This window comes from Methylobacterium sp. P3_A11 (assembly GCF_056403155.1).
The window spans coordinates 1-26,071 of the sequence record NZ_JBFUGA010000035.1; the positions used below are offsets into that span (position 1 = coordinate 1).

Genomic DNA, 26,071 nt, shown 5'->3' on the forward strand with positions numbered 1-26,071 from the left:
GCCCGAGACGATCGTCGGCGCGGCGCTCTGGGCCGCCGCGGGCGGGCGCGCGAGCGAGGCCGCCGCGTCGCTGGTCCCGGGCGGCAGCCCGGTGCGGATCGCGCCGCGTGCGGATGGTTTCGTCCTGGACGGGCGGGTCGTGCAGGTGCCCTGGGGCGGTTCGGTCGCCGCCCTGCTCCTCGACGCGGTCGACGGGGCGGGCGTCCCCCATCTCGTGCGGATCGGAGCACCCGGCACGATCCGCGACACGCACCACAACCTCGCGGGCGAGCCCCGCGACACTCTCGACCTGACGGGCTGCACCGTCTCGGCCGACGATGTCCGCGCCGCGCCGGGCTGGAGCACCGAAGGGGGCGTGCCGGCCGTCGAGGCCCTCGGCGCCTGGGTTCGGGCGCAGCAGATGGTGGGCGCGATGGAGACCGGCCTCGCCTCCGCCCTCGATCACGCCCAGGAGCGGCAGCAATTCGGCCGGCCGCTCGCCAAGTTCCAGGCGATCCAGCACATGCTGGCCGAGGCCGCGGGGCACGTCGCGGCGGCGAGTGCGGCCGCCGACCTCGCGGCCGCCTGCTGGGGCGATCCGCGCTTCGTCCTGGCCACCGCCATCGCGAAGGCGCGCTGCGGCGAGGCCGCGGGGCACGTCGCGGCGATCGGCCACCAGATCCACGGGGCCATGGGCTTCACGCAGGAGCACCCGCTCCACCGCGCGACGCGGCGGCTGTGGTCCTGGCGCGACGAGTTCGGACCCGACGTCCTCTGGCAGGAGCGGATCGGGCGCACGGTCTGCGCGGGCGGCGGCGCGGCCCTGTGGCCGATGCTGGTCCGGCTCCGGGGCGGCGCCGGCTGAGATGGGAGACCTGTGCGTGCCGGATCACTCCGCCGAGACTCACCACACGGAGACGAAGAAAGCCGGGCCGCTCGCGGGCGTGCGGGTCGTCGACCTGACCAGCGTGATCATGGGCCCCTCGGCGACGCACATCCTGGCCGATCTCGGCGCCGACGTGATCAAGATCGAGACCCCGGAGGGCGATTCCTTCCGGCATTACCGGCCGGCCCGCAGCGCCGGGATGGGCGGCAACTTCCTGCACCTCAACCGCAACAAGCGCAGCGTCCGCCTCGACCTGAAGCGACCCGCGGCGCGCGCGGCCCTCGACCGGCTGATCGGCACGGCGGACGTCCTCGTGCACTCCATGCGCCCCGACGCGATCCTGCGCCTGGGCTACGGCTACGACCGCGTGCGCGCACTGAAGCCCGATATCATCTTCTGCGGTGCCTACGGGTTCGGAGCCGACGGCCCCTACGCCCACAAGGCGGCCTACGACGACCTGATCCAGGCGGGCTCCGGCCTGGCGGCCCTGCAGAAAGCCGCCACCGGCCAGCCCGGCTACCTGCCCACGGTGCTGTGCGACAAGATCGCCGGTCAGGCCATCGCCTGCGCGATCCTCGCCGCCCTCTACGAGCGCCGGGCCGGCGGCGGCGGGCAGGCGGTCGAGGTGCCGATGTTCGAGACCATGGTGGAGTTCAACTTCGTCGAACACATGGTCGGCTACGCCTTCGAGCCGCCGCTCGGGCCGCCGGGCTTCAACCGGGTCCTGAGCCCGCGGCGCAAGCCCTACCGGACCCGGGACGGCCACGCCTGCATCCTGCCCTATTCCGATCGGAACTGGCGCGACTTCTTCATCCACACCGGCCGGCTCGACTTCGTGGACGACCCACGCTTCGCGCCGCTCGCCGTGCGGGTCGAGAACATCGAGATCCTCTACGCGCTGGTCGAGGAGGAGGCGCCGCGCAGGACCACGGCCGAATGGGTGGCATTCTGCGACTCGGTGAGCATCCCGTGCATGCCGGTCCTCGGGCTGGAGGACCTGCCGGAGGACGCGCACCTGAAGGCGGTGGGCTTTTTCGGCACCGCCGAGCATCCGAGCGAGGGGCGCTACCGCACCATGCGCCGCCCGGTCTCGTTCAGCGGCAGCCGCTTCGCGATCCGCCGCCACGCCCCCAGGCTCGGCGAGCACACCGCCGAGGTCCTGGCCGAGGCCGGGCTCGACCCGACGGAGATCGCCGCCCTGAGCGACGCCCCGAACCGTCCGGATTCTGCGCCCCTGGAGGCTGCCCGATGAATGCTGAGACCGCGACCCGCGACGCGGGCGACGACCTGCTGTTCTCCGTCGCGGAGGGCGTGGCGACGATCACGCTGAACCGGCCCGAGCGGAAGAACGCCTTCACCTTCCCGATGATCGAGGCCTGGACGGCGGCCCTGCAGCGCTGCCGCACCGACGCGGCGATCCGCGTCGTGATCGTGACCGGGGCGGGCTCGGCCTTCTGCAGCGGCGGCGACATCGTCGAGATGGGCGAGCGCCTCGACCAACTGCCCGCCCAGCGCAAGGATGAACTCCACGGGCGGATCCAGCGCATCCCGCTGACGCTGGAGGATCTCGACAAGCCGGTGATCGCGGCCCTCAACGGTGTCGCCACCGGTGCGGGCCTCGACCTCGCCCTGATGTGCGACCTGCGCTTCGCGGCGAAGAGTGCCCGCTTCGCCGAGACCTACGTGCGGGTCGGCCTCGTCCCCGGTGCGGGCGGCGCCCATTTCCTGCCCCGCCTCGTCGGGACCGCGAAGGCGCTGGAACTGTTCTTCACCGGTGATTTCATTGACGCCGAGGAGGCCCTGCGGATCGGCCTCGTCAACGGCGTCCACGCCGACGCGGACCTGATGCCGGCCGTCCAGGCGCTCGCGCGGAAGATCGCCAAGGCGCCGCCGCTGACGCTGAGCCTGATCAAGCGGGCGGTCTACCAGGGGATGCGCAACGACCTGCGCACCAACCTCGACCTGATCTCGTCCCATTACGCGGTCGTCACCGCGACGCCCGAGCATCGCGAGGCGGTGCAGGCCTACATCGGCGGGCGCGACAAGGGCTGACGCGACTTGATCCGGTCCGGCGGCGATCCCGATCGACGGCAGAACCATCGGCGCAAACGACATCTTCCCCCGGACATCACACTTTCGTGCTTGTCGCCGCGGCGCTCACCTGCAAGTCTATCCAAAATTCAATCCGCGCAACGACGCGGATGTCAGTCTGGGAGGACGCGATGACGGCTCGGATTCTCGGTGCGCTCGCCTGTGCGCTCGCCTTCGCCGCGCCGGCCGCGGCGCAGACCCCGATCGTCATCAAGTTCAGCCACGTCGTCACCACCGACACGCCCAAGGGCCAGGGGGCCGAGCGGTTCAAGCAGCTCGCCGAGGAGCGCACCAAGGGGGCGGTCAAGGTCGAGATCTACCCGAACAGCACGCTCTACAAGGACAAGGAAGAGGTGGAGATGCTCCAGCTCGGCGCCGTGCAGATGCTGGCGCCGTCCACGAGCAAGTTCGGCCCCCTCGGCGTGAAGGAGTTCGAGGCCTTCGACCTGCCCTACATCTTCCCCAACGAGCAGGTGCTGCGGCGCGTCCAGGACGGGCCGATCGGCCAGGGCCTGTTCAAGAAGCTCGAATCCAAGGGCATCAAGGGCCTCGGCTACTGGGACAACGGCTTCAAGATCCTCACCGCCAACAAGCCGATGCACGGGCCGGAGGACGTGAAGGGCCTGAAGTTCCGGATCCAGTCCTCGAAGGTGCTGGAGGCGCAGTTCAAGCAGCTCGGGGCGCTGCCGCAGGTCCTGGCCTTCTCCGAACTCTATCAGGCGCTGCAGACCGGCGTCGTCGACGGCCAGGAGAACCCGCCGTCGAACGTGACGACCCAGAAGATCAACGAGGTGCAGAAGCACGCCTCGCTGACCTATCACGGCTACGTCGGCTACGCGGTCATCGTGAACAAGGGCTTCTGGGATGGCCTCCCGGCCGACCTCCGCACGACGCTCGAAGGGGCGATGAAGGACGCGACCGCCTACGAGCACGAGATCGCCGACAAGCAGAACGAGAAGGCCCTCGCCGACATCCGCGCCACCGGCAAGACCGAGGTCTACACGCCGACCGAGGCCGAGAACGCCGCGTGGCGCAAGGCCCTGGCGCCGGTCCAGCGCGAGATGGCGTCCCGCGTCGGCAAGGATCTGGTCACGGCGCTGAACAAGGAAGCCGAGGCGGCGCCGAACAACTGATCCCGCCTCAGCGCCGCCCGGACCGACCATGTTGCTGAAACTTCTCGATCGGCTCGAAGAGGTGCTGATCGGAACGCTGATGGCGGCCGCGACCGTCATCACCTTCGCCACGGTGGTGCACCGGTTCCTCTCCGGCATCCCGGCGCTGCAGGACTACACCGACCGGATCGACTTCGGCTGGTCGCAGGAACTGTGCATCTACATGTTCATCTGGGTCGCGAAGTTCGGCGCGGCCTACGGCGTGCGCACCGGGATCCATGTCGGCGTCGACGTGCTGGTCAACCGGCTGCCGCCGCGCGCGCGCCGGGGCATGGTCCTGCTCAGCCTCGCGGCGGGCGCCCTGTTCACCGGGATCGTCGGCACGCTCGGCACGAACTTCGTCTGGCGGATCGGCCACACCGACCAGACGACGCCCGACATGGAGATCCCGGTCTGGATCGTCTACCTCGCGATCCCGCTCGGCTCCTACCTGATGTGCTTCCGCTTCCTGCAGGTCGCGTGGGGCTTCTGGACGACCGGGCACCTGCCCGCCCGTGACCACGCCCATGTCGACGGCGTCCAGACCGTCGAGGGCGTCGACCCGGTCCAGCTCGGCCGCGAGGGAGGCCCCGCATGAGCGGCCTGATCATCTTCGGGCTGCTCATCGCCCTCATGCTCACCGGGATGCCGATCTCGATCGCCCTCGGCCTGACGGTGCTGACCTTCCTGTTCACCCTGACGCAGGTGCCGATCGAGAGCGTCGCGCTCAAGCTGTTCACCGGGATCGAGAACTTCTCGATCATGGCGATCCCGTTCTTCATCCTCGCCGGCAACTTCCTGGCCCATGGCGGCGTGGCGCGGCGGATGATCGCCTTCACGACCTCGCTCGTCGGGCATTGGCCGGGCGGCCTCGGCCTCGCCGGCGTCGTCGCCTGCGCGCTGTTCGCCGCCGTGTCGGGATCGAGCGTGGCCACCGTCGTGGCCATCGGCTCGATCATCCTGCCCGCCATGGTGGCCGAGGGCTACCCGCGGCGCTTCGGCGCCGGGGTGATCACCACCTCGGGGGCGCTCGGCATCCTCGTGCCGCCCTCGATCATCCTCGTGCTCTACGGGGTGTCGACGAATTCCTCGATCGGCAACCTGTTCCTGGCCGGCGTGATGCCCGGCATCGTCCTGTCGGCGATGCTGGCGAGCGTCACCTTCGTCATCGCCAAGCGCCGCGGCTATCCGCGCATGCCGAAGGCCTCCTGGGCCGAGCGCCTGCGCGCCTTCCGCGAGAGCGCCTGGGGCTTGTTCCTCGTGGTGATGGTGATCGGCGGCATCTACGCGGGGATCTTCACGCCCACCGAGGCGGCCGCGACCGCCGCGGTCTACGCCTTCGTCATCGCGGTCTTCGTCTACCGCGACCTCAAGCTGTCGGACGTGCCCCGGGTGCTCCTCGCCTCGGCGAACATGAGCGCGATGCTGCTCTATATCATCACGAACGCGGTGCTGTTCTCCTTCCTGATGACGTCGGAGAACATCCCGCAGACGATGGCGGCGTGGCTGATCGCCATGAACTTCAGCCCGCTGGTCTTCCTGCTCGTGGTCAACATCATCCTGCTGATCGCCGGCAACGTGATGGAGCCGTCCTCGATCCTGCTGATCATGGCGCCGATCCTGTTCCCGATCGCGGTCAAGCTCGGGATCGACCCGATCCATTTCGGGATCATCATGGCGGTCAACATGGAGGTCGGCCTGTGCCACCCGCCGGTCGGGCTCAACCTCTACGTCGCCAGCGGCATCGCCCATATGGGCATCTCCGAGCTGACGGTCGCGGTGCTGCCGTGGCTGCTGACGATGCTGGCCTTCCTGGTCCTGGTGACCTATTGGCCCGGCCTGTCGCTGTGGCTTCCCCGGGCGCTCGGGGCGATGTGACGGCCGCGACCGAACCATTGCGCCGTCGGCAACCCGCTCCGTTCGGATACCATCGAGCCGTCACGGTGCCCGCTCGCGCGGGCGTCCGAGTGGCGCGCCTTCAGAACACGGCGTGGTCGCCGCGCTCGGCGGCGGCCTCGCCTCGGATCACGCGCGCGTAGTAGGCGAAGAGCGTTTCGGAGCCCGTCGACGGTGTGGCGTGCGCATCGTACTGCCCCGTCGCCGGATCCAGAACGAGCATGGACTCCGTCGCGTAGTACCGTCCGATGCGCGCGAGCTCAGCCTTGGCTGCCAGGGCCGGGGCCAGCCGTCCCAGCACGGTCAGCGTGGCTATGATGGCGTCCAGAAGGGCCACGGGCACATGCGTGAACCGCGCTTTGCGCCCCAGCAGGGCGAAGAGCTGCTCGCCCTGCGCCTTCGGGGTCACGGCTTCGCCCGGGCCGCCGATCGGGAGCACGCGATTGCGCCGGTCCGCATGGTCGAGGCAATCGGCGATGTAGTGGCCCAGGTCGTCGTCGCTGATCGGCTTGCAGGATGTCAGCCTGCCATCGCCGAAAATCAGGAAGGACTTCCCGCGTTTCAGACGATCGATTTGCCCCGACAGTGATTTGAAGAACGCCGTCGGCCGCACGATCGTGTAATCGAGGCCCGACTGCACCAGCACGCCCTCGAACGCGAGCTTGGCGTGCTGGAACGCGAGCCTCGGCTTCTGGACGCAGATCGCCGAGAGCAGGATGACGTGTGTCACGCCGGCCGCCTTGCCGGCGTGCAACGCGCTCACATGCGCTTGATAATCGATCGCCCAGGCGTCGTCGGGCAATCCCGTGCGCGAGGCGAGACACGAGACCAGGACGTCGAACGGCTCGCCGCGGAAACCCGCGTCGGCGAGGGACGATGGATCGGTCACGTCCACCACCCTCGCGGTGGCGCCTGTAGGCAGGCGGGTGCGCGCGGGCGGGGCCGAAGGGTCGTCGAGGTCGGCGCGGTGCCTGACGAAACAGACCACGTCATGGCCGCGTGACACCAGCGCTCGCACGGTCGCACGCCCGATCGTCCCGGTGCCACCGAGGACGGCGACACGTCGCGCACGCGACGCGTTCGATGGGTGTCCGGTCACGCTCATCTCATCCAGACGCATTGAGGTCCGACACTGCCGGTCGCTGTCGACGAGACCGTACCGACCCACCCGACGAGCATGCCGCCTTCGAAGCTGGATTGCCACGGGCGTGGCCGAAGGGTCAGAGCGTCATGCCGGTTTCCGGGCACGGGGCGCCGCCGCCCGCGCCCGAAGCCGCCGCATCGGGACGGTCAGGCGGCGGCCTACCTGCGCGGGCGTCGGGCTCCGCGTGGACCCGAAGGCTGCGGTGTATTGTTCCGGTTCTCATCGAACAGCTTGCGCCACCGGTTCAACCGCTCGGGTTCGAGCCGGCCGTCCGCGACAGCGGCCTGCACGGCGCAACCGGGTTCGCGGGTGTGGGTACAGTCACGGTACCGGCACGCGGGCGTGAGTTCGATGATCTCGGCGAACAGGGTTTCGATGCCGTCCGCGGCGCCGCTGACGTGCAGCGTTCGCATCCCCGGCGTGTCGATGACCCAGCCGCCGTCGGCGATGGCATGCAACGAACGCGACGTGGTCGTATGGCGTCCCTTGGCATCGTGCTCGCGGATGCCCCCGGTCTGCTGGGCCTGTGCCTGACCGGGACCGACCAGCGTGTTCACCAGGGTCGATTTGCCGACACCGGAGGAGCCGACCAGCGCCACGGTCTGCCCCATCCCACACCAGGGCGCGAGCGCGTTGGCCGCTGCGGGCAGACGGGGGTTGAGGGTCACGACGTCGAGCCCCCGTTGCAGCTGGGACGCCTGACGCTGGTAGTCTCCCACATCGGTGGTCGTGTCGGCCTTGGTGAGCAGGATCACCGGGGTTGTGCCGCCTTGATTGGCCAGAGCCAGATAGCGCTCCAGTCGCGCCGGATTGAAATCGGCGTTGCAGGACGTGACGATGAACAGCGTATCGACATTAGCCGCAGCGGCCTGCAGGTCTCGGCTGCCTTCGGTGCGTCGCTCCATGACCGTCCTGCGGCCGAGACGGCGATGCAGAGTCCGGGTCTGGGGATCGACGAAGACCCAATCCCCCACGGTGAAGTCGCTCGTGCTGGCGTGAATCGCGAGCGTCAGTTCGACGGATCCGACTCCCGACAGGGCGGTCAAGCGAGACCGGTGAAGCGTCGCGATCCGCATCGGGGCCAGATCGGCCTCGTGGGGTTCACGCTGGTCTGCGAAGAAGTCGGACCAACCCAGGCTTGCGAGCGACGTGGGTCGGAAGGAAGCGGGATGATCGATCACCATCCTGCCCATGCCATGGCGTCATGCGCCTGGCCAGCCCGCCGCTGCCCGACGCAAATCGATGCCGGCTGCGTGCAAGGACCACCCCGGCGCCCTCCCGCTTGGCCTTATGACCGGAGGCGGAAGGTTGCATCGGTGCGCAGGTCGATCCGAGCCGGGCCGCGGTCGTGCGACGTAAGCAGCCGGTTAGACGCATCGGTGTCCGCACGGGAGCGGCAGCGGAGGCGTGCCACGCCGGCTCCGGAACAGCGCGTCCCGCCGCGCGCTCATAGGATTAGCACTTCCGCGCGGCGAGTGCTAATGATGCATCGATCGGGCAGCGACGACTTTCTCGTCGCGACTCCTCCCGCGACAGCGCCAACCATGTCGGTTGGATCTCGCCAGGGAACGATCAGGATCTCACGATGACATTCCGTCCGCTGCACGACCGCGTGGTGCTCCGTCGCATCGAAGGCGAGGAGAAGACCAAGGGCGGCATCATCATTCCCGATACGGTCAAGGAGAAGCCGCAGGAGGGCGAGGTCATCGCCGTCGGCCCCGGCGCCCGCGACGAGGCCGGCCGCGTCAACGCCCTCGACGTGAAGGCCGGCGACCGCGTCCTGTTCGGCAAGTGGTCCGGCACCGAAGTCAAGATCGACGGTCAGGACCTCCTGATCATGAAGGAATCCGACATTCTGGGCGTCATCGCCTAGCCCGGATCAGGCCGCTCGGAGCCTGACGACGATCTGCCCTTCGAGGCGCCCGCTGTGGCGCGCCTCGGGGCCAAACCACAGATGATGAGTGCACCACCATGTCCGCCAAAGACGTTCGCTTTTCGGTCGATGCCCGCGAGAAGATGCTGCGCGGTGTCGAACTGCTCGCCAGCGCGGTGAAGGTGACGCTCGGCCCCAAGGGCCGCAACGTCGTGATCGAGAAGAGCTTCGGCGCCCCGCGCATCACCAAGGACGGCGTCACCGTCGCCAAGGAGATCGAACTCGTCGACAAGTTCGAGAACATGGGCGCCCAGATGGTGCGCGAAGTGGCCTCGAAGTCGAGCGACACCGCCGGTGACGGCACCACCACCGCGACCGTTCTCGCCGCCTCCATCGTCCGCGAAGGCGTGAAGTACGTCGCCGCCGGGATGAACCCGATGGACCTGAAGCGTGGCATCGATCTGGCCGTCGCCGCGGTCGTGAAGGATATCGGCGCGCGCTCCCGCAAGGTCGCCTCGTCCGCGGAAATCGCCCAGGTCGGCACGATCTCCGCCAATGGCGACAAGGAGATCGGCGAGATGATCGCCCACGCCATGCAGAAGGTGGGCAACGAGGGCGTGATCACGGTCGAGGAGGCCAAGACGGCCGAGACCGAACTCGACGTCGTCGAGGGCATGCAGTTCGACCGCGGCTACCTGTCCCCGTACTTCATCACGAACGCGGAGAAGATGGTCGCCGAGCTTGAGGACCCCTACATCCTCATCCACGAGAAGAAGCTGTCCTCGCTCCAGGCGATGCTGCCGGTGCTCGAGGCCGTGGTCCAGACCGGCAAGCCGCTCCTGATCATCGCCGAGGACATCGAGGGCGAGGCCCTGGCGACCCTGGTGGTGAACAAGCTGCGCGGCGGCCTGAAGGTCGCGGCCGTGAAGGCGCCGGGCTTCGGTGATCGCCGCAAGGCGATGCTCGAGGACATCGCGATCCTGACCAAGGGCCAGATGATCGCCGAGGATCTCGGGATCAAGCTGGAGAACGTGACGCTCCCGATGCTCGGCCGYGCCAAGCGCGTGCGGATCGAGAAGGAGAACACCACGATCATCGACGGCGYCGGCGAGAAGTCCGACATCGAGGGCCGCATCTCGCAGATCAAGGCGCAGATCGAGGAGACCACCTCGGACTACGACCGTGAGAAGCTGCAGGAGCGTCTGGCCAAGCTCGCGGGCGGCGTCGCGGTGATCCGCGTCGGCGGCGCGACCGAGGTCGAGGTCAAGGAGAAGAAGGACCGCGTCGATGACGCCCTCAACGCCACCCGCGCGGCGGTCGAGGAAGGCATCGTCCCGGGCGGCGGCACCGCGCTGCTGCGCGCCAAGAAGGCGGTCGCCGAGCTGAAGTCCGACATTCCGGACGTCCAGGCCGGCATCAAGATCGTCCTCAAGGCCCTCGAGGCCCCGCTGCGCCAGATCGCCCAGAACGCGGGCGTGGAAGGCTCGATCGTGGTCGGCAAGATCACCGACAACACCTCCTCGGAGACCTACGGCTTCAACGCCCAGACCGAAGAGTATGTCGACATGATCCAGGCCGGCATCGTCGACCCGGCCAAGGTCGTGCGTACCGCCCTCCAGGACGCGGCCTCGGTCGCCGGCCTGCTGGTGACCACCGAGGCGATGGTGGCCGACGCGCCGAAGAAGGACAGCGGCGCTCCCCCGATGCCGGGCGGTGGCGGCATGGGCGGCATGGACTTCTAAGGTCCACGCCAACCACCTGTCGGAAGAGGAAGGGGGTCGCCGAAGGGCGGCCCCTTTTCTTTTCTCGAAGCGGCGCTTCCCCGCGCGGCTCGGACGGAGGAACGGCTGGCGACGGCGCTTCGGCGCGCCTGGATGGGGCAGCAGCGGAGGTATGCCCGATGCGCTCCCTCACCCCGAACGGACGGTCCAAGTTTTGGCCAAGGTCAGGCGCCCGACGGTGTCGTGCTTGGGAGCGTCTGCACCCGTCTCGATGAAGGCCACGATCCAGTCATGGAATGCCTGGTGATCCGACGGATCGTGATCGGCGGCTGGGTATTCAGTCTTCGCGTGGGACTGCCGCGTTTTTAGCGGAAAGCGGAGGGCCAGCGTTCATCCTGAGTTAGGCTTGCCGGCGGCGGCCAGCGCACGCCGGGGCGCAGGCGGCGCCTCAGGATCTGCGTCAGGACGGTGAACGCGCAGCGCGGGCGTGCGAAGCTGCGTCGCCTCGTCAATCGCACTTATCCGTATCGCGTTGCCGGCAGTCTGACGGGGTCGATGCCGCGACTCCTACAGCGTGTGCGCGCTCGGGCATCGGGCTCGATGACCGTGTTTCCCCGAGCAGCAGATCTTCGCCCCCGGCTCAAACCGTCATCGTGAGCGCAGAGTAGCGACCCCGGGTTGGCGCAGGCGCACGCGGCGGGTCTACTCCGAATCCGGAACGCCTCGCTGCCCTCGCATCGATGGTCGTCCGAGCAGTGGGACGCATCCTTCACTGCTGACGGCCAGAAGCGTGGACGACAAATGAAAAACGGGACGGCTCACGCCGTCCCGTTCAGGGGCCTATCTATCGGCCAAGGAAGATCGAAGCCAGTCGCTGGAGCAGGCCCCGCGGTGCGGGCGGAGGCTCACTCTGCCCAGGACCGTCCCCGATCTAAGCGTTGGCGGCGAAGGGGTGCTGCGCCGAGTTGCGCTGCTCGGTGACCGTCGAAGCCTTCGGCTCACCGTTGACGGCGCGCTGGATCGACAGCTTGGTCGCCTCGTAGTTGTACTTCTGGATCTTGGCGTCGTCGGCCGCCTCCCAGTGGATGAACACGCCGACCAGGATGAACAGGTCGTCGGCCTCATCGGCCGGGATGATGCCCTCGGCCACCGCGTCCTGCACGGCCTTGGCAACGCCGTGCTGGGCCGGGCCGAACATTTGGACGGCCTGACGGGCGTCGTTGATGGTGACCTTGTTGAACATCAGGGTGTTCGGCTTGCACGGCAGGTTCGGCGCGATGACCGCGAGCAGGCTGGTGAAGCCGTGCTTGTTGTTCACGAGGCCGTTGCAGAAAGCCGTCTCGGCCGGCGAGCCGCGCGGTCCGATGATGAGGTCGATGTGGGCAACCTCGTTGCCGTCGCCGACGAGCGCTTCGCCGACCTGAACCTTGGTGATCTTCGCCATTCGGTGTCTCTCCCTGGATTCCGAAATAAAGCCGCGCGCCGGGCGGTGCCGCGGCCGGGAAGCCATCCTTGTTATCGGCGCCCGACCATGCCGGCCGAGCCGGATGGGCCGAGCCGGTTGGGCCGGACAGCGCGGCGGACCCTACAGCGGGGTCCTGCGGCTCACAACCCGCGCAAGGCCCTGACGCGAAGGAATTTCCATCTGTCCGGCGCAGGGACGCCGGAACGTGCGTGCGGGTCAGGCCAGCCCTGCGCCGGCGGTGGCGAGGGCGTCCCAGAACAGTGTCGCGACCGTGAAATCCGCGCTCGTCCCCGGGTTGATGCCCCGCGCCTTCAGGGAGGCGTCGAGGACGAGGAGCGCCTCGACGGGCCTCCCGGCGAGATCGACCCCGGCGAGGACGGCCTCGGCTTCCTGGCGGATGCGTTCGGCCGCGTCCCGGCCGTGCTTGCGGGCGATGTGGCTGTCGGGAACCGTCCGCAGGTAGGCAAGGTGGATCGCGGTCGTGCACCAAGTCGGATCGAGCCCGCGGGCGCGGGCTTCCGTCAGGGCCTTCAGGCCGATCGCCGGCACATCGGCGAAACCGGTCACGTAGGCGCGGGCGATCCGATCGCGGTCCGCGGCTTCCGCCATCGCGTCGCGCAGGGACGCGGGCGCTGCGGCGGCGACGTCGTGGCGGCCGGCGCGGCCGAGACCGCCCGGATTGGCCAGGCGGATCGCCGCGAAGACGGCCTCCGCATCCGCGCCGTCGAGCGTGTCCACCACGGTCGCGACGGATGCGCCCCGCTCGGCCGCCGCCGCCAGGGGCGCGCAGAGGAGAAGGATGCCGAGATTGGTGTTCTGGCCCACCGCCGCCATCGTGGCGGCGACGCCGCCGCGGATCCGCGTCCCGACCCCGGCGCCCGCCTCGGCCAGGGCCGGCGCCGAGACGTCGGCGCTGGTCACGAAATCGTCCAGCACCATGCGGTGCCCCGGCGCATAGGCGTGGACGTTGCCGGGCTTGAGGGCGTCGAGTTCCGCGAGGCAGGCCGCCCGGTAGAGCGTGCCGATCGATGCGGGGTCGAGCCCGGTCATGCCACCACGAGCCGGGGACGGCTGGCACCGCGGACGGCGGCGAGGAAGCCGCGCACGACCGCGGCGGCGATGTCGGTCTCGCATACGGTCTGGAGGCCCGACCACGCCGGCATGGAATTGACCTCGAGGACCGAGAACCCGCCCTCCCCGTCCTCGATCAGGTCGACGCCGGAATAGTCGACGCCGACCGCGGCGGCCGCCGCCTCGGCCAGCTCGGCGGCGGCCCGCGGCATGGCCCAGGGAATCGGCCGGCCGCCGCGATGGACGTTGGTGATCCAGCCGTCGCCCTCGCGGATCATGCCGGCGATCGCCCGTCCGTCGCAGACGAACACCCGGTAGTCCCGCCACAGTCCGTCCCGGCGCGGGACGTAGCGCTGGAGGTAATAGACACGCGCCACGGCCTCCTCGTCGGGGAGGTCCTCCGGCCGTTCGATGAGGGCGAGCCCCTCGCCCTGCGAACCGAACAGCGGCTTCAGCACCAGGGGCGCGCCCGGCCGCGCCTCGGCGGCGACGAGGGATGCGGCCGCCTCACGCTTCGAGAAGACCCAGGTCGCGGGTGTCGGAAGCCCGGCCCGGTCGATGAGTAGCGAGGTGGCCGCCTTGTCCACCGAGCGCTCGATGGCGGTCGGCGCGTTCCAGACGGTGACACCCGCCGCTACCAGGGCGTGCAGCACGCCGAGCCGCATCGTCGTCGCCTCGAAGGTGCCGCCCGCGATGGTCCGCATCAGGACGCCGTCCGGAAGCGAATCCGGGAAGCCCGGCACCCGCAGCGGCTCGCCGCCGCCGGTTACGACGGCCACGTCGGCGAGGGAGAACAGCACCGGCTCGACGCTGCACGCGCGCAGGGCCGCGAGTAGGCGGGTCTTGTGCCAAGTGCCGTTATCGGCCGCGAGCCCGATGCGCATGGTCGTCCTGATCGTCATATGGAAGGCCCGCCTGCGGGGTGGGCCATGGGAACTGGCACGCTCCGGAACGGAGGGCGCTCCTGGAGCCTGAGCGGGACGGAAGGGCCGGCACCGTCCGTTCCGGGCCGATCCGATCCCTGCCCCCATCCTCTCCCGTGCGGGAGAGGATGCCGCTCGTGCACGCCCGGGCCGCCCTTCTGCTGCTCTCGCGCGCGATCACGGTCCGGAAGCCCGGTGGCGCCTCAGGTGAAGGACGCGTCCACCAGGGTCGGCTCCAGGCGCCCGCCGCGATAGGTGGCGCCGGTGCGCACCGACGTGACGATCGCTTCGGCCGGCGAGAACAGGGCGCCGTCGATCTTGTAGAAGTCGCCGTTCACCCGCCCGAAGATGTCGGCGAACGGCGCCCCGTGGTCGCTCGACGTGGTCGACGGCAGCTGCTCGGCGAGCTGCTTGGCGTCGGCATCGTYGGCATCCACGAACAGCTGCACCCGCCCGCCGTAGATGATCGCGTCGTTGGTACGGCCCATCGCCTTGATGAAGTCCGGGTGGGGCGGCGACAGCGGTGCCGAGCCGATCCCGTCCACGATGGCGTGCAGATCGAAGCCGACGGTATGGGCCTTGTGCAGGGCCACCTCGAGCACGCGGGCCACGACCTGGGTCGACCCCGCGAGGCTCTGCGTCGGCGCGTAGATGAAGGTCAGGTCCTCGGGCCGCAGGCCGGAGGCCTCGGCGACCTTGGCGACCACGCTGTCGGGAGGGCCGCCGGCCGCTTCCAGCACCAGGGCGGTCCGGGTGGCGGAGTCACGGAAGCCGAGTTCTTGGTAGAGATCCTCGACGGCCGCCACCGCCCGGCCCGGACCCGAGCCCAGGGCGAAGAAGCCGGAATCGCCCGTCTCGTCCGCGAGGCTCCAGCCCGCATACTGGCTGCCGAGGCAGGCCAGGACCGGGTCGGCGGAATGGACCGTCACCGAATACGGCCAGGACGCGATCGGCCCGCTCGGCGCGATGGTCACGGTGCCGAGCCCGCCGAGACAGATCTCGGCGATGCGCCGTCCGGCCTCGATCGACCCCTTCGCCTGCGCACCGGCATCGACCATCCGGGCGCCGCCGGCCGCCTGCGACACGGAGAGCCGCAGCGTCGCCGCGTCGGCCACGAAGCGCTCAATCAGCGGCGCCGCGAGCGCGTTGATGCTGGGATAGGATTGGCTGGCACTCATCACAGGGCTTCCTCGGGGTGTGTTGTCTTCGCCGCGCGGACGGCCCGCAGGCGCGCCATCCGCGTTTCCAACAGGGCGAGCACCTCCGCCCGGTCCGCGCCTTCGGCCAGCACCGTGCAGAGCGGCGCGTCGCGGCGGACCACCGAGCCGGGGCACGGGCGGTCGCGCACGTAGTCCGGCCAAGCGAGGTCCGGGACTGGCGCAAGCTCCCGGTCCGCGTAACAGATCTGCGCGGCCGCCGCATCCGCCGGTTGCGGGCCGGTCTCCGGCATGGGGCCCAGGCACGCCGCGATGTGGGCCGCGAACAGCGGGGTCGCGCGCCGGTCGAGGATGTCGAGCGTCGCGCCGGGGCGCGGATTGATCTCGGTGAGCCACCATTCGGCGCCATCAACCAGCAGGTCGGCGCTCGCGAGCCCCCGCAGCCCGGTCGCGGCAACGATCCGCTCGGTGCCGGCGGCGACCGCATCTACGAGCGCCGTGTCGAGGGCCGGAGCTTCGCCCAATCCGCGCGCCAGCGCCCCGGCGTAGCGGTAGGGCCGTATCGGAGACGGTGAACACCATTGCTCGGTGACGGCGAGGATGCGGAGGCTGCGGCCATCGGCCAGGAAGTTGAGGGCGTGCGGCCGACCGGGTACGCGGGACTGGAAGTAGTGTCCCCGCGGTGCGGACGCGTGTGTGGCCGGCCGGATGTGGCCGCCGCCGCTGCCCCCCGCCCGCTTCAGCAGCCAGCCTGACGGCGCCGCCGGCCGATCGACCGTGACGGCGGGATGCGGCACGTCGAGGCGCGCGCAGAGCGCCGCGAAGGCACGGGGATCTTTCAGGGTCGCGATGATGTCGGCCGAAGCCCCGATCAGACGATGCCGGGCGGCGAGACGCCCGACGAGGTCCGGCGCGTCTTCGAATCCGCTGCCCAGAACAAGCCCGACCGGCCGGCCGGCGGCGCTGGCGAGGTGGTCGAGGGCGGTCACCACCGCCTCCGCGGCCGGTGCGGACCCGAATCGGCCCGGCAGCGGGCGGTAAGCCTCGGACGCGGCCCGCGTGTCTGAGTCCCCGAACAGGTCGGCCACGTAGGGGCGAAGTCCGGCGCGGCGCGCCGCCTCGGCGAGGGCGCGCCCGGCCTGTGCGGCGATCAGGACCGGATCCGCCATCCGGGGTCGGTCCGGAACGGCCTAGCCGGCGATCTCCACCGCGAGCTCGTAGGCGTCGCGGAAATCGAGGCAGAGGGGCGTATCCGAGGCGAGCATCCGGTCGAACAGGCGCCGCTGCGTCTGATACTTGACGTTGCCGACCGCCAGCGCGCCGATGCCGACGCCCTTTCCGGTGGGCAGCGCCACGTCGACGGCGTTGACGTCGATCCCCGCGATGCCGGCCGGCGGCACAGCGTTGACGTCCGAGGCGACGAGGAGCTTCGGCGCCGATTCCAGATCCTCCGCGGTGAGGATCGGGATGCCCGCCGGTCCGGCGGAGAGGATCACATCCGCGTCGCGGATCGCGGCGCGGCGATCGTCCGGCGTCGTTCCGTCGACGGCGCCGACCTCGATGCCGAATCGCCACTTCATCGTGAAGGCGATCTTGGAGACCCGCTCCTCACCGTCGTGGCCGACCAGAACGGTGCTGGCGCCCTGAAGGGCACCGATCACGGCCGCCACGTAGGCGACGACGCCGGCACCGCCAAAGATGACGATGCGCTTGCCCTTAAGGTCGGTGTTGAACTTCTGACGCAGGACGCGTGAGACCTGCGCCACCATGGCGGCGCCGGTAGTGAACGAGCCGGCCGGGTCGGCGAAGACGTGGTTCACGAAGGGCGGAACGAAGGCCTTCTTGGCGCGGTCGACCATGTCGAGGGCGTCCTCGGCGTTCTTGCCGCCGATGAAGATGCCCGTCCGCGTCCCGTCTGCCGGCGAGCGGGAGAAGATCGAATCCTGGGTCAGCGAGACCACGTCGGCGAGGCTGACCTCCGCGTAGGTTACCACCGTCTCGAAGCCGGCATCCACGGCCATGTTCACGTCGAACGGGCTCATGTGCCGGAGCGGCGTCAGCATGTGGAGGATCGAGCGGGCCATGGAATCCTCATGCGGCGCGCGACAGAGGCGCCTGCCAACGTCCAAACCCGGAGCGGTGCTTCGGGTCAAGCCCGGGACCTCGGGCTCAGGTCAGTGCGGTTACCGATGCGCCGCGGTTCCGGCCCCGGGCGATGAGGAACCGGAGCGGGCCGCCCCGGTCGAGGCTGGCCACCAGCGCGCGGGCCTCGGCCTCGGACGGCACCAGCGCGAATCCGGTCGGTCCCCAGGACGACTGGCCGTACCCTACGACGCCCTGGGCGGCGACCTGGGCGAGCGCCTGTGCGACCGCGTCGCTGGCGAACCGGCCACCCTGGTGGGGCGCGAAATGGTCCCCGATCAGGGTCTGGATGCGGGTGATCCCGGCCCCGAACCCCTGCGGCTCGGCAAGGGCGACGGCGGGCAGGACCTGCATCAGCGCGATCCGGCAGATTTCCGCCGCGTGGGCCTCGGGAAACCGAGGCAGGTCACGGAACGCCTCGACCTCGCGGGCGCCGTGCACCCCGGCCGTGCTCGGGTCGAGGATCAGCACGATCCGCCACGCCTCGGGATAGGGCAGCCGCGCGATGACGGGGGGCGGTCCCCCGTCCGGCCCGCGGCCGCCGTCGACGATCAGGCCGCCCTGCGTGAAGGCACAGAGGCCGACGCCGGACCGGTTGCCCCGATCCAGGGAGGCCGCGAACGCGTCCGGCGCGAAGGGCGCGCCGTCGAGGCGCGCCATTGCGGCGGCCACGGCGAGCGCGAGCTGCGTGCCGGAGCCGAAACCGGCATGGGCCGGGATCACCCGCTCGACAGTGATCGACACGTCCGCGCCGTGTCCGAGATGCGCGGCGGCGGCGGCGACGTAACCGCGAACGCGGTCGGCCTCCGGCCCCGCCACCGTAGGGTCCGCCGCCCGGCGGGCGCTCAGGGCCAGGGACGGTGCGTCGATGGCGAGTCCGATGCTGCCGAAGCGGCGGCCTAGCCCTCCGTGCAGGTCCAGGAATCCGAAATGGAGCCGCGCCGGCGCCTCGACTCGCACGCTTTCGACCGCCGTCATCGCGTTCCGCTCGGGGACCTCGCCCAACTCAATGCCCTCGAATCCCGCCGGCAGGCCGCATGACCGGCGTGCTTGTCCCACGCCGCGCGCCGCCGGGGCAACGGGATCGTGAGGTTGAACGACGGGACCCCCTTGCCGCGGTGGGCGGATGAATGCAAACCTAGGTCCCGCGACGGCGCGCCGAGTTTGCCGCCTGCCTGGACTTCCCGGGCGGACGAGCCATTCCGATTCGGTGGGGAACCCTCTGGTCCGAGGGACACCCGCTTCGTCCGGTCTTACGGCCGTCGCCCGCTCCGAAATTAAGCAAGAACGTTGCGAGAGGGAGCATGGCAGCCTGGGTGAAGGGTGGCGCGACGGACGCGGGCACCGCCATCGAGGCGGCCGCATCCCTGCTCGCCAAGGCGCGCGCGCCGGTGATCGCCGGCCTCAGCGCCGACGTCGCCGCGATCCGCGCGGCTTACGATCTCGCGGGGCGCATCGGCGCCTCCGTGGATACGGCCGGATCGGCCGGGACCTATGCCGAACTCGGCTCGCTGAGCCGGGTCGGCGCCCTGACCTCGACACCCGCCGAAGCCGTCGGGCGCGCCGACGTGGTTCTGGCGGTGGGCGCCTCGGTCTGGCAGTCCCCGCTCCTGAAGCGTCTGATCGACGCGAAGCCCACGCGCGGCCGCGCCGCCGGATCGGATCGCGAGGTGCTGGCTATCGGCGCGAACGCCGCGGCGGCGCTGGCGTGGCCGGCCGACGGCGGGCTGCCGGAGGCCATCGGCGAGCTGCGCGCCTACGCCCGCGGGCACCTCGCGGGCGACGCGCTGCCTGGCCAGATCGCCGCCCGGCTCGCCGCCGCCCGGTACGGCGTCCTCCTTTACGATCCCGCCGAACTCGGCGAAGTCGGCGTCGAGATGCTCCAGGGACTCGCCATGGAGCTGAGCGAGACGACGCGCTGCTTCACCCTCGCGGTCGGCGGTGTGGGTCAGGACCGGGCCGTCGTGCCGGTCTCGGCCTGGACGACCGGACAGGCACCGCGGAGCGGTTTCGGCCGCCGCGTTCCCGAGCACGATCCCTGGCGGTTCGACGCCGCCCGCCAGGTCGCCGCGGGCGAGGCCGACGCCGTCCTGTGGCTCGGCGCCGTCCCGGTGGCGCGGCCGGACTGGCTCTCCGCGGTGCCTTCCGTGGCGCTGGTCGCGGATGGCGCGGCCCAGGCTGCCGACGTCGTGATCCTGGTCGGCCAGCCCGGCCGCGACCACGGCGGCGTGTTGTGGAACGAGCCGCGCGCCGCGCTGACTTTCCGGCCGGCCTCGGCGCCGTCGGATCTGCCGTCGGCCGCATCGGTGCTGGGTGCCCTCAAGGAGCGCCTGGTCACGAGGCAGGCCGCGTCGAGGAGTGACTCCGCATGTTGAGCGTGATCCGGGGCGGGCGCGTCGTCGATCCGACCGCGTCCCGCGATTCCGTCGGCGACGTCTGGATCGAGGACGGACGCGTCATCGATCCGCCGGGGCGCGAGCCCGATGCGGTGATCGACGCCGCGGGCTGCGTGGTCATGGCCGGCGGCGTCGAGGTGCACTCGCACATCGCCGGCGGCAACGTGATCACCTCGCGGCTGCTCCTGCCCGACCTCTACGTCAGCGAGGCTGCGCCCGACGGCCATCCCTTCGCCCATGCGGGCGGGGCGGCGGCCTGGATCGGCTCGACCTACGCGCGGATGGGCTACACCACGGCCGTCGAGCCGGCGATGCCGCCGACCCACGCGCTCGGCACGCAGCTCGAACTCGCCGACATCCCGCTGCTCGACCGCGGCGCCCTGACCGTGATGGGCAACGATGATCAGCTCCTCCAGCTGCTTCGCGAGCGCCAGGGTGGGAATGCCGTGCGCGACCTCGTCGCCCTGTCGGTCGCGCAGTCGCGCGGGCTGGGCGTCAAGTGCATCAACGCGGGCGGCGCCTCGGCCTTCAAGGACGGCGCCCTCCGGCTCTCGCTGGACGACGAGATCCCCTGCTACGGTCTCTCGACCCGGCAGATCATGGGCTCGCTCCTCGACGCGGTGGAAGAGATCGGCGTCCCGCACCCGCTCCACGTCCACTGCAACAACCTGGGGCTTCCCGGGGGCGACGACAGCTTCATGGCGACGCTGGATGCGGCGGAAGGCCGGCGCATCCACTTCGCCCATGCTCAGTTCTACGCCTACGGCGCGGTCGATCCGGCCAATCCCGGAACCGGCGGCTTCCGCTCGGCCGCCGAGCGCATTGCCCAGGCGATCACCGACAACCCGAACGCCACCCTCGATATCGGGCAGGTGGTGTTCGGTCAGACCGTGACGGTGTCCCTCGACATCCTCCGCCAGTTCGCGGGCCGGAAGGGCGCCAAGCCGAAGAAGTGGGTCCTGAACGCGGGCGACGCCGAGGGCGGCGGCGTGGTGCCGTTCCTGTACCGGCCCCGGGGCCCGACCAGCTCCCTGCAATGGGCGATCGGCCTGGAGATCATGCTGCTCTCCACCGACCCGGAGCGCACGATCCTGACGACGGACCACCCGAACGGCGGTCCGTTCACCCAGTACCCGCGCATCATCCACCTGCTGATGGACAAGGCGGAGCGCGACCGCGAGATCGCGACGCTGCCGAGCGTCGTGGGCGAACGCTCGAGCCTCCCCGGGCTGGAGCGCGAGTACACGCTCTCGGAGATCGCGCAGCTCACCCGTTCCGGACCGGCGAAGCTCCTCGGTCTCGCCGACCGTGGCCACCTGCGGGCGGGCGCCCGGGCCGACGTGGCGGTCTACCGGGACGACACCGACCGCACCGCGATGTTCACCGCCGCCAAGCTCGTCCTGAAGGACGGCGTGCCGATCGTGGAGGACGGCGAGGTGGTCGAGTGGCGTACCGGCCGCACGCTGTCGCTCACCGTCGAGTCCGACAAGGCCATGGCGAAGCGGGCCGACGCCTACCTGACGGAACGGTTCGGCGAGGGGCTCGACAGTTTCGCCGTGCCCGACGCGGCCTTCGGCGAGGGCACGCAGAACTTCGAGGCGGTGCCATGCCGGGTGTGAACAGCGGGGCGAGCCGCGGGAAGAACGATGTCTGACCTCACCCTCAACGGCATCCCGGTGGTCGACACCTTCGCGGAGGCGTTCGATGTGGCCGGGACCGCCATCATCGTCACGAACGACACCGCCAAGTGGGCGATGATCGCCGCGACCACGATGACCGGCTTCGCCACCTCGGTGATCGGCTGCGGCGCCGAGGCCGGCATCGACGCGGAGCTGTCCCCGGAGGAGACTCCGGATGGGCGCCCGGGCGTGCGCATCCTCCTGTTCGGCTTCGAGCCGAACGGCCTCAAGGAGCAGCTGATCAAGCGCGTCGGCCAGTGCATCCTCACCTGCCCGGGCACCGCCTGCTACGCGGGCGTCGACGGGCCGACCAAGATCAAGCTCGGCGGCGCGATCCGCTATTTCGGCGACGGCTTCGCGGTGGCCAAGCGCCTGCCCGACGCCTCCGGCAAGGCGCGGCGCTACTGGCGCATCCCGGTCATGGACGGCGAGTTCCTGTGCGAGGACACGGTCCGGGCCGTGGACGGCGCGGTCGGCGGCGGCAACCTGCTGTTCCTCGGGCGCACCCATGCCGAGACGCTCAAGGTTGCCGAGATCGCCGTCGAGGCAGCCAAGGCGGTCCCCGGTGCGATCCTGCCGTTCCCCGGCGGCATCGTCCGCTCCGGCTCGAAGGTCGGCGGACGGACGAAGGGCATGATGGCCTCCACCAACGATGCCTATTGCCCGACCCTGAAGGGCCGCTCCGGCTCGGCGCTTCCCCCCGATTGCGGCGTGGTACTGGAGATCGTCATCGACGCCCTGACCTCTCAGGGCGTGTCCGACTCGATGCGCGCGGGCCTGCACGCCGCGACCGAGATCGGCGGCAAGCACGGGCTGATCGCCGTCACCGCCGGCAATTACGGCGGCAATCTCGGCCGCCACCACTATCACCTGCGCGACCTGATCGCGCGCGACGACGCCAAGCCGGAGGGCTGAGCCGTGAGCACCCTCACCCTGCGCCAAGCGCCCCCCGAGCGGCTGGATTTCCTCGCCATCAACCCAGTGGCGCTGAGCCGTCTCTCGGCCGGCGATGCCGAACGCCTGGAGGTCGGGACCACGCGGACCGGCGTGCGCCTCGGCGACTGCTTTTCCGTCTCCCTCGACGGGTCCGACACCCTCACCATCGAGGGGGGGCACGAGCGCCTGGACCGGGTCGGTGCCGGCCTGTCCGAAGGCGCGATCCGGGTCACGGGCGACGTCGGCCAGCGGGTCGGCGCCGGCATGGCCGGCGGCAGCGTGACGGTCTCCGGCAATGCCGGTCCCTACGCGGCCTCCGGTGCCACCGGCGGCACGATCACCATCGCGGGTGACGCCGGCGACCACGCCGGCGGCGCGGTCTACGCCGCCAAGGCGGGCCTCGACGGGGCGACACTGATCATCCGCGGCACGGCGGGCGCCCATCTCGGCGACAGGATGCGGCGCGGGACGATCGTGGCCGGCCGCGCGGGCGCCTACGCGGGCTCACGCATGATCGCCGGCACCCTGGCAGCCCTGGCGGTGGGCGATCATCCCGGCCTCGGCATGCGACGCGGGACGCTCCTCCTCGGCGCCCATGGCCGGATGGCGCCGACCTTCGTGGAGACCGGGGCGCACGACCTCGTGTTCCTGCGGCTGCTGGCGACGGCGCTGCGCGGGCTCAGCGCCGAGCACGCCGAACTCCTGGCGAAGCCGCTGCGCCGCTATTCCGGCGACCTCGCCACGATCGCCAAGGGTGAGATCTGGGTCGCGGCCTGACGCCGCCTGGGCAACGGGCGTGGACGCGCTCTATGGTCTGCCCCAAGCCGGCCCGTTCGAGGCCGGCAGCCCGGAAACGCGCCCATGCTGCTGCTGCTGTCGATCTGCCTCGTCGCCCAGCCCTCGACCTGCCGCGAGGACCGGATCGAGATGTCGTTCGAGACATCGAGCCCGTTCGTGTGCCTGCGCAACTCGCAGAGCGCGCTGGCGACCTGGCAGGCCGCGCATCCCGAATGGCATGTCGAGCGCTGGCGCTGCGCGGCCAAGGGCAGCCTGCCGAAGGATCTGTGACGGCACCTTGGTTTCGGGACCGGGCGGTGCCATGCTCGTCCCGGGATTGAGAGCGGGGCAGGTCCGATGCGCTCGCTGAAGGTCCGCTTCGCGCTGCTGCTGGGGGGCACCGCCATCGTGGTGATGCTGGCCGCCGCCGCCGCCCTCGCGGCGATCGGCGCCGCGGAGCGCACCGTCGACCGCACCCTGGAGGCGCAGCGGCGCCTGGAACTGCTGGCCGAATTGTCCGGCCGCCTCACGCAGTTCGGGCTGGCGGCCGTCGAGACGGTTGGCAATCCGGATGGTCAGCCCGAGGCGATGGCGATCGCCCGCGACAATGCCGACCGCGCGCTGACGACCGTGGACGAGGCGCTCGCCAAGAGCTTCCCGCCGAGCGACGACCCGGCCGACCGGATGCAGTACGCGGCGCGCACCCGACCGATGGCGCAGCTTCGGGCTGCCCGTGTCGTCCTGGACCGGCAGGTGGCGCTGATCAGCCGCCAGACCGACTCGGAGCGGCGGCAGGACGCGATCAAGGGCGCCCTCAACGGCTTCGGCGCCATGACCGGTCAGCCGCTCTCCTTCCTGATCGAGGCCGAGCGGCGCAGCATGGCACTCGGCTCCGAACAGGCGCGGGCGCTGTCCGCACGCCTGCGCCTCGCCGCCGCCTCCGCCGTGGCGGCGGCCCTGGTCCTGCTGGCGATCCTCTACCGTGGCGTGACCCGACCGACGCTGGCACGGATCGAGGAGGTCCGGCGCGCCGCGAGCGCCATTGGCCACGGCGCCCTCGACACGCGCCTCTCGGTGGCGACCCGCGACGAACTCGGTCTGCTGATGACCAACGTCAACCGCATGGCCGCTCGCCTCGCCCGGCGGGAATCGCGGGTTGCGGCCGATCGGGCCGCGCTGGAGGATACCGTGGCGGCGCGCACCGCCGACCTGCGGGCCGCCAACGCCCGGCTGGAAGCCGTCGACCAGTCACGGCGCCGCTTCTTCGCCGATGTCAGCCACGAGCTGCGCACGCCTTTGACGGTGATCTTGGGCGAGTGTGACCTGGCGCTGCGGGGCGCGTCCCGGGTGTCCGATCCGGGACCGGTCTTCGCCACCATCAAGAAGCGGGCGCAGCGGCTGAAGCTGCGCGTCGAGGATCTGCTGCGGGTTGCCCGCTCCGAATCGGGCGAGATCGAGTTCGACAAGCGCCCCCTCGGCCTCGCGCTGGTCCTGTCGGAAGCGAGGGACAACATGGCCTCCGAAGCGGCGCGCCGCCGGGTCGACCTGACGCTGGATCCCGGCACGCGGGACGTAGAATGCATCGCCGACCGCGAGTGGATCCGCCAGACCGTCGAGAGCCTCGTCGACAACGCGATGCGCCACGCCACCGGTCTCACCCGGGTCGAGGTCGCCCTTGCGGCCGGCCCTGGACCGATCGGGCGGATTACCGTCACGGATGACGGCGCGGGCTTCGGCGCGTCGGAGGCCGAACTCTTCGAGCGCTTCCGGCGCGGTGCGGGCGCCGGCCCCGACGAGACCGGGTTCGGCATCGGCCTCGCCCTGGCGCGCTGGATCGTCGAGCAGCACGGCGGCACCATTCGGCTCGGCGCCGGGCCGGAGGGCCGCGGTGCCCGTGTCAGCCTGGACATCCCGGCTCTCGATCCGGCATGGGAGTCCGGCCCGGCCGGTGGCGCCGCCGGGGACGCGCAGGTTAGGGAGTCGGCCGCATGACGCGGATCCTGATCGTCGAGGACGACATCGACATCCGCGGCCTCCTGGCCCGGGGGCTCGAAGCCGAGGGGTTCGAGGTCGGGACCGCCGCCTGCGTCGACGAGGCGCTCAAGGCGGCGCACGATCCGGCACCCGGCGCCGTGCTCCTCGACATCAACCTCCCGGACGGGTCGGGCCACGACGTCTGCCGGTCCCTGCGGGAGGGCGGCTTCCCAGGGGCGATCCTCTTCCTCTCGGCACGAGACGAGATCCGGGACCGCGCCGAGGGGCTGGCGCTCGGCGCGGACGACTACATCATCAAGCCGTTCGAGTTCGACGAGCTGGTGGCGCGCCTGCGCACGCATCTCATGCGCCGCGAGCAGGCGGAGGCGCCGCGCTCGCGCGTCACCGTGGGCAAGTTGATGCTCGACATGGACACGCGACAAGCGAGTTGCGGAGACGCCAGTGCCCGACTCACGCCCCGCGAGGCCGAGCTTCTCGCGATGCTGATGGAGAATATCGGAAAGCCGGTCTCCCGAGCCGACATCTTCGACCGTCTCTGGGCAAGCCAGGGTGGGCTGTCGCTCAACGTGGTGGACGTCTATATCGGCTACCTGCGCTCGAAGATGGCCGATTTCGTCCGTTACGGCGGCCCCGGCCTGGTGACCGTGCGTGGTAAAGGATTCATGCTCGAGTTGCGTGGCCGCGATTTTAGACAGTGAGCCCTCTGTACTTAAGTCGCAGGCGCGCCCGTTTCTCGATGGTTTCCCGACGTTTAGAAAGTGTCTCACGAAAAATTTGGGAGGATCCGGC

The 26,071-nt window shown here is 70.5% G+C and carries 24 protein-coding genes; 15 read left to right on the forward strand and 9 right to left on the reverse strand.

All coding sequences use genetic code 11. The features are described 5' to 3' along the window. The 6 genes from AC1DXK_RS13035 to AC1DXK_RS13060 all read left to right on the forward strand — a co-directional run. Nucleotides 1–844, forward strand: an 844-nt coding sequence (locus AC1DXK_RS13035) for an acyl-CoA dehydrogenase family protein (RefSeq protein WP_477297971.1), incomplete at its 5' end; no start/stop codon positions are given. A gap of 16 nt (nucleotides 845–860) precedes the next feature. Continuing rightward, the gene (locus tag AC1DXK_RS13040; RefSeq protein ID WP_457108743.1) at nucleotides 861–2,117 is read left to right on the forward strand and encodes a CaiB/BaiF CoA transferase family protein; all 1,257 of its coding nucleotides are present in this window, start codon (nucleotides 861–863) and stop codon (nucleotides 2,115–2,117) included. Continuing rightward, nucleotides 2,114–2,917, forward strand: coding sequence for an enoyl-CoA hydratase/isomerase family protein (locus AC1DXK_RS13045; protein ID WP_457108744.1), 804 nt, complete (start codon nucleotides 2,114–2,116; stop codon nucleotides 2,915–2,917). The genes AC1DXK_RS13040 and AC1DXK_RS13045 overlap by 4 nt, the downstream gene beginning before the upstream one ends. 170 nt (nucleotides 2,918–3,087) lie before the next feature. Then, nucleotides 3,088–4,089, forward strand: coding sequence for a TRAP transporter substrate-binding protein (locus AC1DXK_RS13050; protein WP_457108745.1), 1,002 nt, complete (start codon nucleotides 3,088–3,090; stop codon nucleotides 4,087–4,089). 28 nt (nucleotides 4,090–4,117) lie between these two features. Then, nucleotides 4,118–4,705, forward strand: a complete 588-nt coding sequence (locus AC1DXK_RS13055) for a TRAP transporter small permease (RefSeq protein WP_457108746.1) — start codon at nucleotides 4,118–4,120, stop codon at nucleotides 4,703–4,705. Beyond that, nucleotides 4,702–5,985: a TRAP transporter large permease gene (locus AC1DXK_RS13060; protein ID WP_457108747.1), complete on the forward strand. Its 1,284-nt coding sequence runs from the start codon at nucleotides 4,702–4,704 to the stop codon at nucleotides 5,983–5,985. Before AC1DXK_RS13055 ends, AC1DXK_RS13060 begins: the two co-directional genes overlap by 4 nt. Nucleotides 5,986–6,085: 100 nt before the next feature. On the opposite strand, the gene AC1DXK_RS13065 is transcribed toward AC1DXK_RS13060, so the two are convergent. After that, nucleotides 6,086–7,108, reverse strand: a complete 1,023-nt coding sequence (locus AC1DXK_RS13065) for an NAD(P)H-binding protein (RefSeq protein ID WP_457108748.1) — start codon at nucleotides 7,106–7,108, stop codon at nucleotides 6,086–6,088. A 197-nt stretch (nucleotides 7,109–7,305) separates the two neighbouring features. Then, nucleotides 7,306–8,340 carry a ribosome small subunit-dependent GTPase A gene (rsgA, locus tag AC1DXK_RS13070; protein ID WP_457108749.1) on the reverse strand — a complete coding sequence of 345 codons (1,035 nt, stop codon included), beginning with the start codon at nucleotides 8,338–8,340 and terminating at the stop codon, nucleotides 7,306–7,308. Nucleotides 8,341–8,732: 392 nt separating this feature from the next. Between rsgA and groES the strand changes: the two genes are divergently transcribed. Both groES and groL read left to right on the forward strand, forming a co-directional pair. Beyond that, entirely contained in the window at nucleotides 8,733–9,020 is a 288-nt protein-coding gene (groES, locus tag AC1DXK_RS13075; RefSeq protein ID WP_457108750.1) for a co-chaperone GroES, read from the forward strand. 98 nt (nucleotides 9,021–9,118) lie between these two features. Continuing rightward, entirely contained in the window at nucleotides 9,119–10,762 is a 1,644-nt protein-coding gene (groL, locus tag AC1DXK_RS13080; protein WP_477297975.1) for a chaperonin GroEL, read from the forward strand. 910 nt (nucleotides 10,763–11,672) lie between these two features. Here groL and fae read toward each other — a convergent pair. From fae to AC1DXK_RS13115, 7 genes are all read right to left on the reverse strand, one after another. Continuing rightward, nucleotides 11,673–12,185 (reverse strand): 5,6,7,8-tetrahydromethanopterin hydro-lyase, encoded by a 513-nt coding sequence (gene fae / locus AC1DXK_RS13085; RefSeq protein ID WP_091713492.1) that lies wholly within the window; start codon nucleotides 12,183–12,185, stop codon nucleotides 11,673–11,675. Between the two features lie 237 nt (nucleotides 12,186–12,422). Continuing rightward, the gene (locus tag AC1DXK_RS13090; RefSeq protein WP_457106340.1) at nucleotides 12,423–13,256 is read right to left on the reverse strand and encodes a triphosphoribosyl-dephospho-CoA synthase; all 834 of its coding nucleotides are present in this window, start codon (nucleotides 13,254–13,256) and stop codon (nucleotides 12,423–12,425) included. After that, nucleotides 13,253–14,161 carry an ATP-grasp domain-containing protein gene (locus tag AC1DXK_RS13095; protein WP_457106410.1) on the reverse strand — a complete coding sequence of 303 codons (909 nt, stop codon included), beginning with the start codon at nucleotides 14,159–14,161 and terminating at the stop codon, nucleotides 13,253–13,255. The genes AC1DXK_RS13090 and AC1DXK_RS13095 overlap by 4 nt, the downstream gene beginning before the upstream one ends. A 242-nt stretch (nucleotides 14,162–14,403) precedes the next feature. Next, nucleotides 14,404–15,378 (reverse strand): methenyltetrahydromethanopterin cyclohydrolase, encoded by a 975-nt coding sequence (gene mch, locus AC1DXK_RS13100; RefSeq protein ID WP_477297979.1) that lies wholly within the window; start codon nucleotides 15,376–15,378, stop codon nucleotides 14,404–14,406. Then, the gene (locus AC1DXK_RS13105; protein WP_457106342.1) at nucleotides 15,378–16,526 is read right to left on the reverse strand and encodes an ATP-grasp domain-containing protein; all 1,149 of its coding nucleotides are present in this window, start codon (nucleotides 16,524–16,526) and stop codon (nucleotides 15,378–15,380) included. The genes mch and AC1DXK_RS13105 overlap by 1 nt, the downstream gene beginning before the upstream one ends. A 21-nt stretch (nucleotides 16,527–16,547) precedes the next feature. Beyond that, entirely contained in the window at nucleotides 16,548–17,441 is an 894-nt protein-coding gene (locus tag AC1DXK_RS13110) for an NAD(P)-dependent methylenetetrahydromethanopterin dehydrogenase (RefSeq protein ID WP_457106343.1), read from the reverse strand. 85 nt (nucleotides 17,442–17,526) lie between these two features. Continuing rightward, the gene (locus AC1DXK_RS13115) at nucleotides 17,527–18,504 is read right to left on the reverse strand and encodes a beta-ribofuranosylaminobenzene 5'-phosphate synthase family protein (protein WP_457106344.1); all 978 of its coding nucleotides are present in this window, start codon (nucleotides 18,502–18,504) and stop codon (nucleotides 17,527–17,529) included. A gap of 299 nt (nucleotides 18,505–18,803) precedes the next feature. Here AC1DXK_RS13115 and AC1DXK_RS13120 point away from each other — a divergent pair, with 299 nt between their 5' ends. The 7 genes from AC1DXK_RS13120 to AC1DXK_RS13150 all read left to right on the forward strand — a co-directional run bounded on the left by AC1DXK_RS13120 (nucleotide 18,804) and on the right by AC1DXK_RS13150 (nucleotide 25,980). Next, a complete protein-coding gene (locus AC1DXK_RS13120) occupies nucleotides 18,804–19,874 on the forward strand; it encodes a formyltransferase (RefSeq protein WP_457106345.1) in 1,071 nt (356 codons plus the stop codon). Continuing rightward, entirely contained in the window at nucleotides 19,868–21,514 is a 1,647-nt protein-coding gene (locus AC1DXK_RS13125) for a formylmethanofuran dehydrogenase subunit A (RefSeq protein ID WP_457106346.1), read from the forward strand. Before AC1DXK_RS13120 ends, AC1DXK_RS13125 begins: the two co-directional genes overlap by 7 nt. A gap of 27 nt (nucleotides 21,515–21,541) precedes the next feature. Beyond that, nucleotides 21,542–22,489 carry a formylmethanofuran--tetrahydromethanopterin N-formyltransferase gene (gene fhcD / locus AC1DXK_RS13130; protein ID WP_457106347.1) on the forward strand — a complete coding sequence of 316 codons (948 nt, stop codon included), beginning with the start codon at nucleotides 21,542–21,544 and terminating at the stop codon, nucleotides 22,487–22,489. A 3-nt stretch (nucleotides 22,490–22,492) separates the two neighbouring features. After that, nucleotides 22,493–23,287: a formylmethanofuran dehydrogenase subunit C gene (locus AC1DXK_RS13135; RefSeq protein WP_477297983.1), complete on the forward strand. Its 795-nt coding sequence runs from the start codon at nucleotides 22,493–22,495 to the stop codon at nucleotides 23,285–23,287. 84 nt (nucleotides 23,288–23,371) lie between these two features. After that, nucleotides 23,372–23,578: a hypothetical protein gene (locus tag AC1DXK_RS13140; RefSeq protein WP_457106349.1), complete on the forward strand. Its 207-nt coding sequence runs from the start codon at nucleotides 23,372–23,374 to the stop codon at nucleotides 23,576–23,578. 66 nt (nucleotides 23,579–23,644) lie between these two features. Next, the gene (locus AC1DXK_RS13145) at nucleotides 23,645–25,279 is read left to right on the forward strand and encodes a sensor histidine kinase (RefSeq protein ID WP_457106350.1); all 1,635 of its coding nucleotides are present in this window, start codon (nucleotides 23,645–23,647) and stop codon (nucleotides 25,277–25,279) included. Then, complete coding sequence (locus tag AC1DXK_RS13150; protein ID WP_457106351.1) at nucleotides 25,276–25,980, forward strand: response regulator transcription factor; 705 nt, start codon at nucleotides 25,276–25,278, stop codon at nucleotides 25,978–25,980. The genes AC1DXK_RS13145 and AC1DXK_RS13150 overlap by 4 nt, the downstream gene beginning before the upstream one ends. The last annotated feature ends 91 nt before the right edge of the window (nucleotides 25,981–26,071 follow it).

What these genes read in the sequence shown, in the direction of transcription:
- AC1DXK_RS13105 (WP_457106342.1), bottom strand. Translation starts at nt 16,526, where the DNA reads ATGGCGGATCCGGTCCTGATCGCCGCACAGGCCGGGCGCGCCCTCGCC.
- AC1DXK_RS13110 (WP_457106343.1), bottom strand. Translation starts at nt 17,441, where the DNA reads ATGGCCCGCTCGATCCTCCACATGCTGACGCCGCTCCGGCACATGAGC.
- AC1DXK_RS13120 (WP_457106345.1), top strand. Translation starts at nt 18,804, where the DNA reads ATGGCAGCCTGGGTGAAGGGTGGCGCGACGGACGCGGGCACCGCCATC.
- AC1DXK_RS13145 (WP_457106350.1), top strand. Translation starts at nt 23,645, where the DNA reads ATGCGCTCGCTGAAGGTCCGCTTCGCGCTGCTGCTGGGGGGCACCGCC.
- fae (WP_091713492.1), bottom strand. Translation starts at nt 12,185, where the DNA reads ATGGCGAAGATCACCAAGGTTCAGGTCGGCGAAGCGCTCGTCGGCGAC.
- groES (WP_457108750.1), top strand. Translation starts at nt 8,733, where the DNA reads ATGACATTCCGTCCGCTGCACGACCGCGTGGTGCTCCGTCGCATCGAA.
- fhcD (WP_457106347.1), top strand. Translation starts at nt 21,542, where the DNA reads ATGTCTGACCTCACCCTCAACGGCATCCCGGTGGTCGACACCTTCGCG.
- AC1DXK_RS13060 (WP_457108747.1), top strand. Translation starts at nt 4,702, where the DNA reads ATGAGCGGCCTGATCATCTTCGGGCTGCTCATCGCCCTCATGCTCACC.
- AC1DXK_RS13125 (WP_457106346.1), top strand. Translation starts at nt 19,868, where the DNA reads ATGTTGAGCGTGATCCGGGGCGGGCGCGTCGTCGATCCGACCGCGTCC.
- AC1DXK_RS13150 (WP_457106351.1), top strand. Translation starts at nt 25,276, where the DNA reads ATGACGCGGATCCTGATCGTCGAGGACGACATCGACATCCGCGGCCTC.
- AC1DXK_RS13055 (WP_457108746.1), top strand. Translation starts at nt 4,118, where the DNA reads ATGTTGCTGAAACTTCTCGATCGGCTCGAAGAGGTGCTGATCGGAACG.
- AC1DXK_RS13095 (WP_457106410.1), bottom strand. Translation starts at nt 14,161, where the DNA reads ATGCGCATCGGGCTCGCGGCCGATAACGGCACTTGGCACAAGACCCGC.
- AC1DXK_RS13050 (WP_457108745.1), top strand. Translation starts at nt 3,088, where the DNA reads ATGACGGCTCGGATTCTCGGTGCGCTCGCCTGTGCGCTCGCCTTCGCC.
- rsgA (WP_457108749.1), bottom strand. Translation starts at nt 8,340, where the DNA reads ATGGGCAGGATGGTGATCGATCATCCCGCTTCCTTCCGACCCACGTCG.
- AC1DXK_RS13090 (WP_457106340.1), bottom strand. Translation starts at nt 13,256, where the DNA reads ATGACCGGGCTCGACCCCGCATCGATCGGCACGCTCTACCGGGCGGCC.
- AC1DXK_RS13065 (WP_457108748.1), bottom strand. Translation starts at nt 7,108, where the DNA reads ATGAGCGTGACCGGACACCCATCGAACGCGTCGCGTGCGCGACGTGTC.
- AC1DXK_RS13045 (WP_457108744.1), top strand. Translation starts at nt 2,114, where the DNA reads ATGAATGCTGAGACCGCGACCCGCGACGCGGGCGACGACCTGCTGTTC.
- AC1DXK_RS13140 (WP_457106349.1), top strand. Translation starts at nt 23,372, where the DNA reads ATGCTGCTGCTGCTGTCGATCTGCCTCGTCGCCCAGCCCTCGACCTGC.